The organism is Vibrio sp. HM8-C, from assembly GCF_058630515.1.
Genome location: NZ_JBMMKS010000015.1, coordinates 74,679 through 91,635, shown reverse-complemented (window position 1 = coordinate 91,635; position 16,957 = coordinate 74,679). Strand labels below are relative to the sequence as shown.

General features: G+C 44.4%; 14 protein-coding genes. All 14 read left to right on the top strand.

Going from position 1 to position 16,957, the window contains the following annotated elements; translation table 11 throughout:
* Positions 1–8: 8 nt before the first annotated feature.
* Positions 9–1,232, top strand: a complete 1,224-nt coding sequence (locus ACOSVQ_RS16485) for a type II secretion system F family protein (protein WP_491983575.1) — start codon at positions 9–11, stop codon at positions 1,230–1,232.
* 119 nt (positions 1,233–1,351) lie between these two features.
* The gene (locus ACOSVQ_RS16480) at positions 1,352–1,921 is read left to right on the top strand and encodes a type II secretion system protein (RefSeq protein ID WP_491983574.1); all 570 of its coding nucleotides are present in this window, start codon (positions 1,352–1,354) and stop codon (positions 1,919–1,921) included.
* A gap of 31 nt (positions 1,922–1,952) precedes the next feature.
* On the top strand, positions 1,953–2,468 hold the full coding sequence (locus ACOSVQ_RS16475) for a prepilin-type N-terminal cleavage/methylation domain-containing protein (RefSeq protein ID WP_491983573.1): 516 nt from the start codon (positions 1,953–1,955) through the stop codon (positions 2,466–2,468).
* Between the two features lie 112 nt (positions 2,469–2,580).
* The gene (locus ACOSVQ_RS16470) at positions 2,581–3,060 is read left to right on the top strand and encodes a pilus assembly FimT family protein (RefSeq protein WP_491983572.1); all 480 of its coding nucleotides are present in this window, start codon (positions 2,581–2,583) and stop codon (positions 3,058–3,060) included.
* The gene (locus ACOSVQ_RS16465) at positions 3,060–3,602 is read left to right on the top strand and encodes a type IV pilus modification PilV family protein (RefSeq protein WP_491983571.1); all 543 of its coding nucleotides are present in this window, start codon (positions 3,060–3,062) and stop codon (positions 3,600–3,602) included. Before ACOSVQ_RS16470 ends, ACOSVQ_RS16465 begins: the two co-directional genes overlap by 1 nt.
* Positions 3,602–4,300, top strand: coding sequence for a PilW family protein (locus tag ACOSVQ_RS16460; protein ID WP_491983570.1), 699 nt, complete (start codon positions 3,602–3,604; stop codon positions 4,298–4,300). Before ACOSVQ_RS16465 ends, ACOSVQ_RS16460 begins: the two co-directional genes overlap by 1 nt.
* Entirely contained in the window at positions 4,290–4,739 is a 450-nt protein-coding gene (locus tag ACOSVQ_RS16455) for an MSHA biogenesis protein MshP (protein ID WP_491983569.1), read from the top strand. Before ACOSVQ_RS16460 ends, ACOSVQ_RS16455 begins: the two co-directional genes overlap by 11 nt.
* A 2-nt stretch (positions 4,740–4,741) precedes the next feature.
* Entirely contained in the window at positions 4,742–8,332 is a 3,591-nt protein-coding gene (locus tag ACOSVQ_RS16450; RefSeq protein ID WP_491983568.1) for a hypothetical protein, read from the top strand.
* 149 nt (positions 8,333–8,481) lie between these two features.
* On the top strand, positions 8,482–9,525 hold the full coding sequence (locus ACOSVQ_RS16445; protein WP_042489310.1) for a rod shape-determining protein: 1,044 nt from the start codon (positions 8,482–8,484) through the stop codon (positions 9,523–9,525).
* A 57-nt stretch (positions 9,526–9,582) separates the two neighbouring features.
* Positions 9,583–10,470: a rod shape-determining protein MreC gene (mreC, locus tag ACOSVQ_RS16440; protein ID WP_491983567.1), complete on the top strand. Its 888-nt coding sequence runs from the start codon at positions 9,583–9,585 to the stop codon at positions 10,468–10,470.
* Positions 10,460–10,948: a rod shape-determining protein MreD gene (gene mreD, locus ACOSVQ_RS16435; protein ID WP_491983566.1), complete on the top strand. Its 489-nt coding sequence runs from the start codon at positions 10,460–10,462 to the stop codon at positions 10,946–10,948. The genes mreC and mreD overlap by 11 nt, the downstream gene beginning before the upstream one ends.
* A gap of 1 nt (position 10,949) precedes the next feature.
* Positions 10,950–11,552: a Maf family protein gene (locus ACOSVQ_RS16430; RefSeq protein ID WP_491983565.1), complete on the top strand. Its 603-nt coding sequence runs from the start codon at positions 10,950–10,952 to the stop codon at positions 11,550–11,552.
* 16 nt (positions 11,553–11,568) lie between these two features.
* Positions 11,569–13,038 (top strand): ribonuclease G, encoded by a 1,470-nt coding sequence (rng, locus tag ACOSVQ_RS16425; RefSeq protein ID WP_491983564.1) that lies wholly within the window; start codon positions 11,569–11,571, stop codon positions 13,036–13,038.
* An 11-nt stretch (positions 13,039–13,049) separates the two neighbouring features.
* The gene (locus ACOSVQ_RS16420; protein ID WP_491983563.1) at positions 13,050–16,934 is read left to right on the top strand and encodes a YhdP family protein; all 3,885 of its coding nucleotides are present in this window, start codon (positions 13,050–13,052) and stop codon (positions 16,932–16,934) included.
* Positions 16,935–16,957 lie beyond the last annotated feature (23 nt).

Sequence of the window (16,957 nt, the reverse complement as noted above, 5' to 3'; positions counted from 1 at the left end):
GGGATAGTATGCCGACCTATCAGTACCAAGGGCGAAATTTAGATGGCAGTGCAACCAAAGGTAGCTTAGAAGCACCGAATGAAGATATTGCTGCTGAGACACTGATTAATAAAGGAATTATTCCAACCTCGATAAGCCAGGGGAAATCAGGTGTCAGTGTTGCCACTATTGATTGGAAAGAGCTGTTTGCTCCCGTTGTACCATTGGAAGTACTGGTTATTTTTTGTCGCCAGTTATACAGCTTGGTCAAAGCTGGCGTTCCTCTACTGCGTTCGATGAGAGGTCTAGCTCAGAATTGTGAAAACAAACAGCTAAAAGAAGCGCTGGAACAAATTTGTAGTGAAGTGACTAACGGCCGTAGTTTATCGGCAGCGATGCAACTTCATACTAGGGTATTCAGTTCTCTGTTTGTTTCTATGGTACACGTAGGTGAGAACACGGGTCGGTTGGATCAAGCATTACTTCAACTGGCAAACTATTACGAACAAGAAGTAGAAACGCGAAAACGAATAAAAACAGCGATGCGTTATCCTACATTTGTTATTGGTTTTATCGTTATTGCGATGTTCATTTTGAACGTTAAGGTCATTCCGCAGTTCGCCACTATGTTTAACCGCTTTGGTGTTGATTTGCCGTTACCAACAAGAATTCTGATTGGTATGTCGGATTTCTTTGTGAACTACTGGTTATTGATGTTGGCTGCTATGGCTGCAGCATTTTTTGGTTTTCGATCTTGGTTGGGAACGTCAAAGGGAAGAGAAAGTTGGGATAAATTTCGATTACGAATGCCAATTGTTGGCGGAATCGTTAATCGAGCACAGTTATCTCGCTTCTCACGTACGTTTTCTCTGATGTTGCATTCAGGCGTTCCGTTAAATCAGTCTTTGGCGTTGTCAGCTGAGGCTTTGGATAATAAATTCCTCGAAGCCCGATTATTAGAGATGAAAGCGGCTATTGAAGCGGGTAGTAGTGTTTCTTCAACAGCGATTAATGCCAATATTTTCACGCCATTAGTTATTCAAATGATTTCGGTTGGTGAAGAGACCGGCCGAATTGACGAATTGTTGTTGGAAGTCTCGGACTTTTATGACCGAGAAGTGGATTATGACTTAAAGACATTAACGGCAAGGATCGAACCGATTCTTTTAGTCATCGTAGCGGGTATGGTTCTCATTCTTGCATTGGGCATTTTCTTGCCTATGTGGAACATGATGGATGCAATGAAAGGCTAGTCACGTTGGATAAAGTTATTGTCAAAACATTGGCTTTAACGGTTTGTTGACATTGCTCATGTGTTATTCCGTATGTGAGATTGTATAATTGCCAGTATACATGGGATAGTGGTACTAGAATGAAAAAGAAGCCTTCGGGTTTTACCTTGCTTGAATTGGTTATTGTTATTGTCATTGTTGGTTTGCTTGCAGCTACGGCTTTGCCAAGATTATTTGGCACCATTGATGATGCGAAAGAGGCAAGTATTCAAGGCATAGCGAGCGGTTTCTCATCTGGCGTGATGGGAGCTCGTACTCAATGGGAAGCTCAGACAAGGCCCACAGTTACATCCGGCGGGGAAAAATATAACGTCGTTGATTATGACGGAGTTGAGTTTTGGTTAACCCGTTCCAAAACAAGTTCAGGCAATAGCACGGGTTTTAGCGATGGCTATCCAATTGCCTTAAAAGAAAACAGTTTTCCTGATTCGATTACGGATCAAACGTGTGTGGACTTGATGGAAAATTTGCTTCATAGCTCTCCAAAGGTCGGGACTGCGAGTGAAGCTAGTAGTGACTCTACTCTGCAATATTCAGCTATGGCTGATAATGAGAGTGCAAGTTGTACTTACATACAGCAAGAAAAGAGCAGTGCATATCAGTTTGTTTACAACATTAAAACCGGCCGTGTAGCGGTCACTTTAAATTAATCTTTAGTCTATTTAGTAAGAGAGACATTTCATGAAAAGACAAGGTGGTTTTACCCTTATCGAATTGGTAGTGGTAATCGTAATTCTGGGTATCCTTGCAGTAACCGCTGCTCCTCGTTTCTTAAACCTACAAGGTGATGCTCGTGTTTCTGCGCTTCAGGGTTTAAAAGGTGCAATGGATGGTGCAGCTGGTATTGTTTACGGTAAAGCAGCAATTCAAGGTCTTGAAGGTCTGGCTGGTCAATCTTTATTAGATACTGATGGTACAACAACATTAGTTACAACGGATTTCGGATACCCTTCTGCTGACGCTACTGGTATGGTTTCGTCGGTTAAAGGTCTAAGTACAGATTGGGGGTGGGCTGCCTCATCTGACACAACTTTAGTAGCTACATTTCCTTCCGGTACTACTATCACTGTAGGTGATAATTCAACGGATAATGGTGCAGCTATAATAGCGACCAATTGTTATATCCAATATAACGAGGCAACTTCAACGGCTGTAGCTGACTCAGCAACTACAACGGTTGTATCAACTGGCTGTTAATTGTTCAGTTTTGAGTTGAATTATACGATTTTTTTGGCGCAGTAACCTTCGGGGCTGCGCCATTTCATCTATAATTTTTAAATACTTACTGGCTAACATGGTGAGCAAGCCAATGCAGAGAAACCAGCAACGAATGCGAGGTTTTACATTAGTTGAATTGATTGTAGTGATACTGCTCGTGTCAATTCTCTCTGTTTATGCTGCTAGCCGTTTTTCTGGTGTTTCCAGTGTTTCTGCGTTTGCTGCACAAGAGCAAGTCATCTCTATTATTCGTCAAATTCAAATTGACCGAATGCAGTCCAACTTAACCACTACATCTGCTAACAGTGATTATGCGTTACAGATAACAAGCCACTGCATCGGTTCCGTTCAGGCTTGCAGTTCTTCAAATGATGACAGAAGAAGTGATCTTTTGCGTAACGATGAGCTGACGTTTACCAGTTCTCCATCAATATCCGTCATTGAATTTAGTCTGTTGGGTAATCCTTTAGGTAGTGCCGCAAGTGGTGTCTCGATCAATATTACGTCTTCTGGCAGTTCAACATCGGTATGTTTGAACTCCGAAGGGTATGTGGCGAAAGGAAGTTGCTGATGGGACGAATCAAAGGCTTTACTCTGGTAGAGAGCATAATGGCGATGGTTATCCTCGGCTTTGCCATGGTGACACTGGTTAGCTTCCTTTATCCGCAAGTCGAAAAATCGGCAACCCCTCACTACCAAACTCGAGCCGCTAATCTTGGGCAAAGCTTGATGAGCCAGATACTGGCCAGAGGTTTTGATAACAATAGTGACTTTGATGGTGGGCAGTATCGTTGTGGTGAACCTGATAAAAATAATTCAGCTAACCCATGCACGACAACTTTGGGACGAGATGGCGGCGAAAGTAACCCTTCTCAGTTTAATGATGTTGATGACTACATAGGTTGCTGGTGGACAGACAGCGCGAGTGATTGTAGTGATACAGGGTATCCTCTTAGCAATATTTTAGGTACTGAGATAGCCAGTAAATATGCGCACTTTACGGTGACGATTGGTGTTGGCTATGAAACTGCCACGATGAAGAAAATCCAGATCAGTATTGATACTGGGCGTTACGGTGAGTTTGATTTCACTGGCTTTCGAGGAAACTACTAATGAAAGTTCGTGGTTTCACTCTGGTTGAAATGGTCTTGACCATGGTGGTCGGCTCGATACTTATTCTAGGTATTGCGGGCTTTGTTGAGCTTGGTAGTAAAGGGTATTCAGATACGGTTGCGAGGCAAAGGCTACAAACACAGGCCAAGTTCGTTTTAGAAAAAATGACCCGTGAAATTCGTCATGCAGTTCCGAACAGCTTTGCTATCAGTAGTTCGTCAAATCTACAATGCTTGTCGTTTTATCCTATTGTTTACTCGGGTTTTTACGCTTTGTCAGGCAGTGATGATAAAACCATAAAATTTATTGTTGGTAATACGCCGACACCGACGAGTTACGATGGTTTGAGGATGATCATTAACCCTTCACGGCAGACGGATTTTTCAGTTGGGCAGAGTACCAATATTGCATTAAGCGGCAGCAGTACCAGTTTTACATTGTCATCTCCATTACCCAGTCAATCTGTTGCTCAGCGTCAGTATGTTTATGATGGTATGGTGACTTATTGCTTAGATTTCTCTGCACAAAGTGTTACTCGTAATGGCGTACAAGTAGCGGATAGTGTTAATGCGGGGGAGCTGAGTTATGCGGAGCCAACTCTTCAGAGGGGTGGTGTTGTGCATCTGGCTTTAACCTTTGCTCAAAATGGTGAATCCAGCCACTTTGATATGGATGTGCAGGTGCTCAATGTCCCTTAGAAAAAGCGTATTCCCTAGTGTTAAAAAGCAAGCGGGTAATCTCTACATCGTTGCCATCTTCGTTATCGTGGTTATGGGCTTTCTTGCCAATGCGCTTGCTCGTATGGAATGGTCAAATCGCGATGCTTTATCAAAGGATTTGCTCGGAACTCGCGCTTGGTTTGCGGCGCATTCTGTCAATGAGTTAGCGCTTACTCAGTTGTATCCACTTAACACAACTACCAGCGTGGTAGCTAATGTCTGCCTAAGCAATTGGGGGGACGTGCAAAGAGCTGCAAATGACCTCGTTACGCAATTCGCAGGATGTTCTGTGAGCACACAATGTTACTCACTCGGCACGTTAGATTCCTCAAGCTATTACAAGGTTGAAAGTACGGCGGTGTGCGGCAGTGGGCAATTTCAGGTTGAACGTAAACAAGAAGTTTGGGTGAAGGAGTAAACATGGCTAAGTTATTTCGTTGTCTGCCACTGTTACTTTTGTTTTTTATACAAAGTGCTTTTGCTGAAACATGTACGTTCAAAGGTCAAAAGTTTGCTGTTATTGAATTCACAGTTGTAGGTAGCCCTGGAGTCTTTCAGTCGGCGACTTTTCAAGAAACAGGTAACAATCTGCTAAAAACGTTGTGGTACACGGAACAGCATGTATCCGATAGCCGATATTTTTTTAATGATCATACTCTGCAGCAAAATACTCGCTATAGAGTGAGAATTCTCAACGAAGCTACAGGCTCAATTCCTAGCCGTTATTACCGAAAAAATTTGGATTCAAATGTAAACAGTTGGGCGCTTATCGACTCCATGGCGATGGAGATGAAGCCAGGTAATGTTACGGTTCAGACAGCAGATGGCTCGGATCTAACTTGTGAAGCCGTAGAACCAGAAGATATTGAGGATTACATCCCACCTACTTTCGATCAATGTGAATATTTCCCGCAAGCGGTTCAGAGTTGGAAAACCGACGGGACGGTATATTCTGGTTATGGTCCTAGTTCATTTACCGCAAACAACGCCACTGAGAATATTGTAGGTTGGTCTGACAATTATGTTAATGATGCTCAGAATGTGTTCCGCTACCAGCCATGGTGGGGAGCCGAATTTCGACAAGCGTTGCGGATTGGCTTTGATACCACCCAAAACAGCAATACCTATGTTGCCAATTGTCAGGGCTACGGCTGTGGTACGAAATCTCTGCATGTAACGTTTGAAGGTGCGGATTACGATATTGACGATGGGCTGTTTGAAGACAGAAAAGCAGAGCCACCAGAGCCATTAAACGTTTCGTTTGATTCTGTCGATGAGTTGTATATTCAAGTTAACGATAGCGCTAGCGACTTTAGTTCTTTCTGTAATAGCAATGGATTGTGTTCATACAGTACGTCTGGAAGTTATTTTGAATTAACCATACTGAAAAACTTGAAATCGCTGAAGATTGAGAATGTTCGAAGTGACAAAAAACTAAACGTACGTCTGTCTCCTGGTCTAAAAATAGAAACCTTTTCAGTCAATGGTAATACCGCCGTCTATTTTGGTGAAGATGACGCTTTGCTATTAGGAACAGCTTCTATCGGCGAGTGGGGGGACACTCAGGTTTACTTAGGAAGTGATGCTGTTATCAGTATCGCCGGAGACGGAGATGATAGCACCAGTGACCTGACTACAGGTGTTATTCGTTTCATTCCAATCTCGCCATCGAATGGTTCTTCAACTTACCAAAAGCCACTATTTTATGGGCCAGCTGCAAACTATCACATAAAGGCAAGCGGAGTTCTCGAAGCGTATTTGCTAGCGAAATCCATGAACTTCGACGTCGGTATATCGATAAAGGGTTCTATCACGGCCCATACTTTAAACGTGGTTGGCAACGTTACGGTTACTCGTGACTCCGCTGACCCTGAATGTTGGAACGAGACTGATACAGACAAAAGTTACAATCTGATACTACAGCCTAAATCTGATATTGCGCTTGTGTGTCAGACATTGGAGCCTGAGCTATCGGTTTTCTCAGATGGTGTGCTAGCGACAGATTTTACGGGCACTGTTGTTGTTACGGTAGATGGTGTGACAACCTCATATTCAGTAACGAATGGTAGCTTCAATTTACCTGTGCTTCTTAGTACGACAACAAGTAAAAGCATACCGATTGTCGCGTACATAGACGGTGACGAGGCGAACAACACCGTGAGTGGTAGTTATGAATTTGTCCCTTACAAGTTGAGCGTTAACCCACAGTACGTTATTGCCAATAAACCGATTGAAGTCACAGCGTCAGCTCAGGCATGTAATGATGAAGGCGGTGTTGTGGATCTGGGCTATAGCGGCTCTCCAACGATTCAGTCTTCTTGGGTTACACCATCGTCAGGTATAGGGAGTTTAAGTTACACACCTGTATTTAATGATGGTCAATCGACCTCCGATCTTACCTTGGAAGAATCCGGTGAGTATCTAGTGACGATGACTGATGACAACTTCAGCTGCTCCGGTGACAGCTGCCCTATCGAAGGTGGAACATTAAAAGGGCAGTTCACGGTTTATTCTCGTCCTTGGACATTCGCAATTTGCTCAGCAAATAATGCCGCTATGGACGGTAATATCACCGATGCTTCGAGCACAGGGTTTACCTCAGCGGGTAATGCGTTTGCGCTAAATGTGCTGCCACTGCGTTGGGTTTCGACTGGCAGTGACAGCGATCCCGTTAGTGGTAGTGAAGCCATTGAGACTTCGAGTTACTGCAATTCTCCGGTGACTCAAAACTTTTTCATTGCAGATAGTGAGTTGATTTCCACTGTTGAACTGACTCATGCTGTTGCCCAACCAAGTGGCGGTGCGGATGGCGCTTTGTCAGGAACACTCGCGCATAGCAATAGCGAAGGCGTCAGTAATAGCTACTTACCATTTAGCGGATTAGCATGGAGCGAAGTCGGCGTATTGCGTGTTAATGCTGATACGCAAGCGAGCTATTGGGGTATGAACGTCAATCAAGGATATCGAGACATTGGTCGATTCTACCCAGCATGGCTGTCGCTCATCAGTAATGATTGGGATTACGCATCAAGTCACGATGATTTTATGTATATGAGTCAGCCCATTACGTATGATTTCGTTGTAGAAGCGCAAAATATGCAGGGTGGTTCAACAACGAACTACAGTAGCTTTAGTTCGAGCCTGATTGCGGATGTGAAGCTTCTTGCGGTTGATACTTCTGATAACAATAGTGAATTTAGCACTCGTGTTGAAGATTATGATCTGCATTTTTGGGATGGCAGCAGTAAATGGTCTGGTGCTCAGTTGCAAGTCAGTGATGCAGCATTTCAGTTTAATAAACTAGAAACCAGTGCTAGCCCAGTGATTACCAGTGCTGATGGTCCATACGAAGAGGGTTTCGGCCTTCGTGTGACAGCCAACGCTTCTGGGGTCAAAGTCGATGGTGTTGACTTCAACACATCCGAAGGGACCAACCTTGAACTCATCAGTTCTGGTATCACCTTAGATACTGGCAAACCCTTTTCAATTCAGCCAGATATTCGTTATGGACGAATGGTGTTATCAGATGTAGGCGGTACATCAACAAGTACGATTCAAATACCTTTGCGAACCGAATACTGGAATGGCACGAGGTTTATTACCAATGATGACGATTCGGGATCGAAGTTCGTTTCACTCGGCGGATATGTTTGCCAGCAAACGGTTTGGTCAAGCTCTGGTTCAGCTTCAGACGCGTCACTTCAAGGTGCAGATTCTGAAGTCGCTGTTGCTGATGGGGTGAGTAATCAGCTCTCTGCGAAACCACATTCAAGCGTGGACGCCAGTTCTTTAAGAGAACAAATTCGTTTTTGGTTAAGAATGTCAAATACATCACCACAATTATCAGAAATGAATGTAAGCTGTGGTACAAGTTATACAAATCAACCTTGGTTACAATACAACTGGCGAGATCTGGGCGATGAAGATCCATCCGCTGTTGTAACGTTTGGTGTCTATCGTGGCAACGATCGTATTATTTTCCGAGGTGAAAGTGGGCTAACGGGACAATAGCAAGCGATTTTTCTTAACCTAAGTTAGGAATATGTTAGAAATTGCGTGTTTGAGTCCATGTTTATGCGTCAATGCCTTGCTGTGACGGCAAGGCATTGGTACATTTAGTGCAATTTTTATCTTCAATTCTTGCAGGATGAACGAAGAATATGTTCAAAAAACTTCGTGGCATGTTTTCAAACGACCTATCAATTGACTTAGGTACTGCCAACACTCTTATTTATGTTAAAGGTCAAGGCATTGTCCTTGATGAACCATCTGTAGTTGCTATTCGCCAAGATAAAGGTCGTGGTGGCAAAACTGTAGCGGCTGTCGGTCATGCAGCTAAACAAATGTTAGGTCGTACGCCGGGCAACATCTCTGCAATTCGTCCAATGAAAGATGGTGTTATTGCTGACTTCTACGTGACTGAAAAAATGCTTCAGCACTTTATTCGTCAAGTTCATGACAACAGCTTCCTTAAACCAAGTCCACGCGTACTAGTTTGTGTTCCTTGTGGTTCAACTCAAGTTGAGCGTCGTGCAATTCGTGAATCTGCACTAGGTGCGGGTGCGCGTGAAGTTCACCTAATCGACGAACCAATGGCAGCAGCAATCGGTGCGGGTCTGCGTGTATCTGAGCCTACTGGTTCAATGGTGGTCGATATCGGTGGTGGTACAACGGAAGTTGCAGTTATCTCTTTGAACGGCGTTGTTTACTCTTCTTCTGTACGTATCGGTGGTGACCGTTTCGATGAAGCGATCATCAACTACGTTCGTCGTAACTACGGTAGCTTAATCGGTGAAGCAACCGCTGAGAAAATTAAACACGAAATCGGTTCTGCTTACCCAGGCGATGAAGTGATGGAAATTGAAGTTCGTGGTCGTAACTTAGCTGAAGGTGTTCCACGTAGCTTTACTCTAAACTCAAATGAAATTTTAGAAGCGCTGCAAGAGCCGCTAACAGGTATCGTTTCTGCTGTGATGGTTGCGCTTGAGCAATGTCCACCAGAGCTGGCTTCTGATATTTCTGAAAACGGTATGGTTCTGACTGGTGGTGGTGCACTACTCAAAGATCTTGATCGTCTATTAACTGAAGAAACCGGCATTCCAGTTGTTATCGCTGAAGAACCACTAACATGTGTGGCTCGTGGCGGCGGTAAAGCTCTAGAAATGATCGATATGCATGGCGGTGATCTGTTCAGCGATGAGTAATGGCTTGTCAGGCACCTTGTTATGAGGTGCCTTATACAAATCTAGGATTGTTATAAGATGAAGCCAATATTTGGTCGAGGACCATCTCTCCAACAACGACTGTTCTTCGCGGTCATGTTATCAGCCAGCCTAATGCTGGCTGATAGTCGTTTAGGAGCATTCGCAAATGTACGTTATTTGCTCAATAGCTTAGTGGCGCCTATTCAGTACGCTGCGGACTTGCCGCGTACCATGTTCAACGATTTTTATTCCTTGTTTAGCACTCGTGACCAACTCATGAGTTCGAATCAAAGTCTCAAACGTGAAGTGATGACGCTAAAAAGCGATCTCACTCTGCTTGATCAATATCGTGAAGAAAACCAACGCTTACGTAAGCTTTTAGGTTCTGAATTTGTCCGTGATGAGAAGAAAGTTGTTACAGAAGTAATGGCTGTGGATACATCACCATACCGCCATCAAGTGGTGATTGATAAAGGCAGAACTGACGGTGTTTATGAAGGTCAGCCAGTGATCAATGAAAAAGGTATTGTCGGTCAGGTGACATTCGTTGCTGCGCACAATAGCCGAGTATTACTGCTGATTGACCCGAATAACGCCATTCCAGTACAGAACATCCGCAACGATATTCGTGTGATTGCTTCTGGTAACGGGCAAAGTGATGAAATTCAGCTAGAGCACATTCCAACCAGTACCGATATTGATGTCGGTGACATGCTAGTAACGTCCGGTTTGGGTGGCGTGTATCCTGAAGGTTACCCAGTGGCTTATATTACAGACGTGGATAAAGACACTCGCCGCGAATTTGCCTCCATCAAAGCTAAGCCAGTGGTCGATTTTGATCGATTACGTTATCTGCTCTTGATTTGGCCGAATGAAGACCGTCAGCAAAAAGTGTTACTAGCAAACCCAGAAGATATAGAAGAGGGTACAACCGATGGGCAGTAGTGATTGGGGAGGCCGATTTGTTATTTGGGGCTCTTTCCTGTGTGCCTTAATTTTTCAGACTATACCTTGGCCGGGTACGCTTGATCTATTGAGACCATCATGGGTCTTATTGGTGACTTGCTACTGGGTATTGGCATTGCCGCATCGTGTAAACGTAGGTTCAGCTCTTGTTCTAGGGTTACTGTGGGATTTGCTTTTAGGCTCGACTCTCGGCATTCGAGGCATGATGATGTCGATAGTGATCTACATTGTCGCCATGAACTTTCTCGTTATGCGCAATATGGCGCTTTGGCAGCAAGCTTTCGTCGTTGGTCTACTCGCTATGGCTCTAGAGGTGCTGATATTCTTTGGTGAATATCTCATTCAAGATGTCACATTTAACCCATTATCTCTCTGGAGTGGTTTAATTAGCTGTATACTTTGGCCATGGATGTTTTTATTGCTACGCCGCGTTCGACGCCACTGGCACATAAAATAGAATGAGCAAACAAAAATTAATTCTGGCGTCAGGTTCGCCTAGACGCCGTGAGCTTCTCGCACAATTGGGCTATCACTTTGATGTGTTAGTTCCTAATGTCGAAGAGAAGCGTTTAGACAGTGAGTCTCCTGTCCAATATGTAGAGCGTTTATCTCGCGATAAAGCTTTAGCTGGTTTAGAACTAGCAAAGGAAAACACGGCTAAGCACGATGATGAAGAGCAAGACTATGTGGTTTTAGGCTCGGATACGATAGTCGTTCAAGATGATCGCGTTTTAGAAAAGCCACAAGACTTTTCTCACGCCAAAGAGATGCTCGAGTATCTATCAGGATCTCGACATCAAGTAATGACGGCCGTGACGGTCGCAGCAGAAGAAAAATATCATACTGTGGTAGTAACCACAGACGTATGGTTCAAACCCTTGTCAGAGCAAGAAATAGAACAATATTGGCAAAGCGGTGAACCTTGCGATAAAGCTGGCAGTTATGGCATTCAAGGATTGGGTGGGCGATTTGTAACTAGGATTGAAGGTAGCTACCACGCAGTGGTGGGATTACCACTCTATGAAACTGACCAGCTCTTGCACGAATTCTTATTATTTTAAACATTGAGGTGCGCTCATGAGTGCAGAGTTGATCTTGAATGTCACCCCGAGTGAAACTCGGGTGGCAATGATTGAAGGCGGCGTCCTTCAAGAGATCCATATCGAACGTGAAGCAAAAAGGGGCATTGTCGGAAACATCTATAAGGGTAAAGTGAGTCGAGTTTTACCTGGTATGCAAGCCGCTTTTGTGGATATTGGCTTAGACAAAGCAGCTTTCTTACACGCTTCAGATATCGTTCCTCACACAGAATGTGTGGCAGAAAATGAAAAACAACAATTCCAAGTTCGTGACATTTCTGAGTTGGTTCGCCAAGGTCAGGATATTGTTGTGCAAGTCGTTAAAGATCCATTGGGTACCAAAGGTGCTCGTTTAACTACAGATATCACCTTGCCTTCGCGCTATTTAGTTTACATGCCAGGGTCTGCGCATGTGGGCGTCTCTCAACGTATTGAAAGTGAAGCTGAACGCAACCGCCTTAAAGCAGTGGTGGCGCAATATTGCGATGAGCATGGTGGCTTCATTATCCGTACGGCAGCGGAAGGCGCGGACGAGAAAGAGTTGGCGCAAGACGCAGCTTTCTTAAAGCGTCTCTGGGTTAAGGTCATGGAGCGCCGTTCAAAATACAAAACCCGCTCGACCCTTTATGGCGAACCCGGTTTATCACAGCGTATTATCCGTGATTTCGTTGGTACCGAACTGACCAGCATTCTAGTCGATTCTCGCCTAGAATTCGAAAACCTCAAAGAGTTCACCTCGGAATTCGTTCCTGAGCTAACCGACAAACTTGAGCTTTACGAAGGTGATAAACCTATCTTCGATATGTATGACACCGAGAACGAAATTCAACGTTCTTTGGAGCGTAAAGTTGAGCTTAAATCCGGCGGTTATCTGATTATTGACCAAACGGAAGCGATGACTACGGTTGATATCAACACTGGTGCTTTTGTTGGGCGTCGTAATCTCGAAGAGACCATCTTCAATACCAATATCGAAGCAACACAAGCGATTGCTCGTCAACTTCGTCTACGCAATTTGGGCGGGATTATCATTATCGACTTTATCGATATGGCTTCTGATGATCACCGTAAGCGAGTACTCGCCTCGTTGGACGCCGCTCTGAGTAAAGACCGAGTGAAAACCAACATCAATGGTTTTACCCAGTTGGGCTTGGTTGAAATGACTCGTAAGCGGACACGAGAAAGTATTGAACATGTTCTATGTTCAACTTGTCCAACTTGTGAAGGGCGCGGAGCTGTGAAAACCGTTGAAACGGTTTGCTTTGAAATTCTGCGTGAAATTACACGTGTTAACCGTGCTTACGATTCTGACAAGTTTGTGGTCTACGCATCTCCTGCAGTGGCAGACACTTTGCAAGGAGAAGAGTCTCATGCGCTTGCAGAGTTAGAGCTGTTTATTGGTAAGGAAGTTCGTATTCAAGCTGAACCTCTGTATATCCAAGAACAATTTGATGTTGTGATGATGTAAAAGGATATTGAGTGATCTCAACCTTTACCCGCCTTGGGCGATTTGTTTTATGGCTGCTCGTTAGCCTATTGGTTTTATTGGCTATTGCGGTAACTGCATTGCGGGTGCTACTGCCTGAAATGAATCGCTATCAAGGTGAGATAGAGCGCTGGGCGACGGAACAATCCAATATCCAACTTAAAATTACCGATGTGCGTGGTTTCTGGAAAAACACGCACCCATCTTTGGCGCTTAAAGCTGTGCGTGCAGAGCTTCCAGCCAGCAGTCGCGTTCATATATCTACTCAGCAAATTGATATCGAATTTGATTTACTTCAGTCGTTACTGAACCGTAAACCAGTGATTGCTGACATGAGTATTCATGGTATGAAGCTCGATATCAGTTCTATCAATTGGAACAACCTAAATAACACCAGCTCTTCTGAAACTGAAAGCGAAAGCAGTCAGAGTCAGGCTGTTCAACGTCTGGATGACCTATTTTTACGTCAATTAGATAACTTCTCCTTGCTTGATTCGACCATTTTATATCAGACGATAGCGGGTGAAGTTCGTCAGTTGGACATCGAAAAACTTCGTTGGCGTAACAATGGTTCTCACCATTTTGCTGAAGGTGAAGTGAGCTTAGTTGATACTAATATTAACTCATTGTTAGTGAGTGCTGACTTTGAAGATCATGGTTCACTTAGGGATATCTCTGGCAACTTTTACGCAAGTGCAGACAGCTTACGCGTTACTCCTTGGCTTACTCGCTATTTGAAAGAAGAAACAGGCATTGAACGTGGCAGAGTGAGCTTCAATGCATGGATGACGCTCGATCACAATCAGCCCGTTGATGGTTATGTTGAACTTAAACCTTCTGAACTTATTTGGGGTGAAGAAGGGCAAACTAACGAGCTGCTTCTTGAATCGGGTATTGTGAAACTCATTCCTGCGGGTAAAGGGTGGCAAGTTAATGCTCACTCACTTCAGTTACGTACGAATGATACAGCGTGGCCTGATCTTGATGTCGCTTTAGATTGGCAACCGGAAGGCTGGACATTAAACCTTTCACAATTAGATATCGAAACATTGTTGCCTGTCGTCGGTTTGATGCCGGATTCTCAGCAATCGACAAAGTTGATTGATAACCTCAAACCGGGTGGCCTATTGGAAGATGTTCGTGTTTCTATGGGACAGAGCATTGATTCTCTTCGATATTCAGCTCAGTTAACGGAAGGACGAATCGCGCAGTGGGAGTTATTGCCTGAAGTTCATCAGCTTCAAGCGAAGATCACAGGGTCTGCAGATATTGCCAAAATTCATGCCTCGTTGATTGATGATACCTTGCCTTATGGCGATGTATTTCAAGCGCCATTAAATATCCGTTACGGCGACGCGAATTTAGTTTGGCAAAAAGACAGCGATGGTTGGTCACTATGGTCTGATAAAGTCTCGGTTGCTACACCTGACTTGCAGGCTTTGGGTGCATTTCGACTGGACTTTCCCCATGAGAAAAGTCCGTTCCTATCCTTCTATTTAGAAGCGGATGCATACAACGCGGGTGAAACGTGGCGTTATTTGCCGACTCTCGCCCTAGGTGAAGATCTGACTGATTATTTATCTACAGCGATTCAAGGTGGCCGCGTTGAGACTGCCAAACTGATTTGGTATGGCGATTTAGGGGCTTTCCCTTACCACAACCACGATGGTGTATTCCAAGCGTGGGTTGGATTAAAAGAGGGTAAGTTCAGTTTCGATACTGCTTGGCCAACAATCACGAATTTGCAGTTAGATTTACTGTTTGAAAATGAAGCCATGTACTTGGATTCAAACGCTGCCACGTTAATGGATGTGACTGCGAAGCGTATTACAGGACGCATTCCAAGCTTAGCGCCGGATGGTCATATAGAAATTGAAGCCAACGCAGTAGCGGAAGGTAATGCTGTAAGGGCGTACATGACGGCAACTCCGCTTGTTGATTCCGTTGGTGCGGCGTTAAACGCTGTTCAGGTCAGCGGCGAAGTGACTTCTGAGTTCCAGTTAAATATTCCATTTACCAGAGACAAAGAACCTCGCGCCTGGGGCTGGGCTGATCTATCGAAAAACCACGTGGATATCGAAGCTCCCCCAATGGTATTGGATTCAGTTTCAGGTCGAATCAACTTTGACAATGATGTCATCACAGCGGCGGGGCTATCCTCGAAACTGCTTAAACAGCCAATTTCGTTTGATTTCCAAGGGGAAAGTATACCGCAAGGCTATGCAGTTAACATCGATGTTATTGGTGATTGGGATGTGAAGCCTCTTGTTCCCTACGTCGGTGAACGCTGGCTTAAACGTCTGAAAGGTCATGCTCCGTGGCAAACCAGTGTTGCTTTACAGCTGAACGATGTTGGTTTTACCTATCAGATAGATAGCAGTGCTGATCTGAAAATGGTATCGAGTGACTATCCGTATCCGCTAGCAAAACAAACGAAAGAAGCAGGGAAAGCGCTTCTTCAGGCCTCCGGTAATCAGGAATCGATTACCGCACGACTGCAGCTTCCTAAGGCTAAGTATCAGGCTGAAATAGATATCAGACCGAAGACACCAGTGTTAACGGCAACCAACCTGATACTTGGTCAGGGTAGTTTTAAAATCAGCCCGGTAGTGGGGCATCATGCGCAGGCTCGTATTGACCGTTTTAATCTGGATGATTGGATTTCGGTGATGAATGATCAACCAGCAGCAAAAGTTGGGAAGTCGAGTCTCGATAAAATGAATACGCCAGAAATACCGCTACCGCAGCGTGTGGATTTAAAAACTCAAGAGCTTACGCTAGCTGGTATTGAGTGGCACGATGTGGACTTTAACGCGCGCCAAAAAGGGCTTGGTTGGGTGCTGAATTTAGATAGCCAAGAAGCGAAAGGGCAAGCTAATTACATCGAGCCCTATGACCTTTCAGTATCATTTGACCGTCTGCATGTATTCGTTCCATCGTTGGATGAAGAAAAGCCGAAGCCTTTGTTGACCTCACACACCAAACAATCGGATCCGCTGATTTCCGATTTTGACCGAGAGTTTCATCGCTTGATGCCTAATCTTACTTTGGTTATTCAAGATTTTTGGCTGCAAGGATATAAAGTCGGTAAGGTGAACGTTGACTTCCAACGTAGAGGAGACACGCTAGAGTGGAAAAAGATTGATGTGGTCAGTGGTACCAATACAGTTCATATGAGCGGTGGTTGGACACTAACAGACACAACCAGCCACACTAAGCTAAAGTTTGATGTTCAGGGTGAAAACAACAGTGATCTGATGGAGCGTTTTGGTATCAGCTCCGGTATTCAGAAAGCCTCGTTCAACATGTGGAGCGATTTGCAGTGGGACGGTGCACCTTGGTCAATGAAAGTCAGCACAGTACAAGGCAACGTGAAAACAGAACTGGGCAAGGGCGTCATTTCTGATGTTAGCGGTGCTGCTAAGTTTTTAGGCTTATTCAGTTTGGATTCCATCATTCGCAAAATGCAGCTCGATTTCAGTGACGTATTTGATAAGGGTATGGCATTTGATTCGATAACGGGCAGCGGAGAGGTTGATAAAGGCGTCTTTGTTACCAATGATATAAAGATGGACGCGATAGCTGGTGATATGACGATCAAAGGATTAGCCGATCTCAACACTCGTACCGTAGATGCTGAAGTGAACTTTGTGCCAGACATTACATCAGGTATTCCGGTGTTAACGGCCTTTGCTGTAACACCACAAACGGCTTTATATGTGTTGGCGATTACCACAGTGATTGCGCCAGTGGTTGAAGTGTTTACAGAAGTAAATTATGAGGTGAAAGGACCAATGGATTCACCGACTGTAAAAGAACTTTCTCGTAGTCGCGGTGAATTTAAACTGCCGAAAAAGCTCAGAGATCTCGCGAAATAGTCTGATAAAAACATAGGTTGGAA

Excerpts from the sequence above, each read along its gene's own strand:
- mreD (WP_491983566.1), top strand. The coding sequence starts at position 10,460 with ATGGGCAGTAGTGATTGGGGAGGCCGATTTGTTATTTGGGGCTCTTTC.
- ACOSVQ_RS16470 (WP_491983572.1), top strand. The coding sequence starts at position 2,581 with ATGCAGAGAAACCAGCAACGAATGCGAGGTTTTACATTAGTTGAATTG.
- ACOSVQ_RS16450 (WP_491983568.1), top strand. The coding sequence starts at position 4,742 with ATGGCTAAGTTATTTCGTTGTCTGCCACTGTTACTTTTGTTTTTTATA.
- ACOSVQ_RS16475 (WP_491983573.1), top strand. The coding sequence starts at position 1,953 with ATGAAAAGACAAGGTGGTTTTACCCTTATCGAATTGGTAGTGGTAATC.
- ACOSVQ_RS16430 (WP_491983565.1), top strand. The coding sequence starts at position 10,950 with ATGAGCAAACAAAAATTAATTCTGGCGTCAGGTTCGCCTAGACGCCGT.
- ACOSVQ_RS16480 (WP_491983574.1), top strand. The coding sequence starts at position 1,352 with ATGAAAAAGAAGCCTTCGGGTTTTACCTTGCTTGAATTGGTTATTGTT.
- ACOSVQ_RS16465 (WP_491983571.1), top strand. The coding sequence starts at position 3,060 with ATGGGACGAATCAAAGGCTTTACTCTGGTAGAGAGCATAATGGCGATG.
- ACOSVQ_RS16460 (WP_491983570.1), top strand. The coding sequence starts at position 3,602 with ATGAAAGTTCGTGGTTTCACTCTGGTTGAAATGGTCTTGACCATGGTG.
- mreC (WP_491983567.1), top strand. The coding sequence starts at position 9,583 with ATGAAGCCAATATTTGGTCGAGGACCATCTCTCCAACAACGACTGTTC.
- rng (WP_491983564.1), top strand. The coding sequence starts at position 11,569 with ATGAGTGCAGAGTTGATCTTGAATGTCACCCCGAGTGAAACTCGGGTG.
- ACOSVQ_RS16445 (WP_042489310.1), top strand. The coding sequence starts at position 8,482 with ATGTTCAAAAAACTTCGTGGCATGTTTTCAAACGACCTATCAATTGAC.
- ACOSVQ_RS16485 (WP_491983575.1), top strand. The coding sequence starts at position 9 with ATGCCGACCTATCAGTACCAAGGGCGAAATTTAGATGGCAGTGCAACC.
- ACOSVQ_RS16455 (WP_491983569.1), top strand. The coding sequence starts at position 4,290 with ATGTCCCTTAGAAAAAGCGTATTCCCTAGTGTTAAAAAGCAAGCGGGT.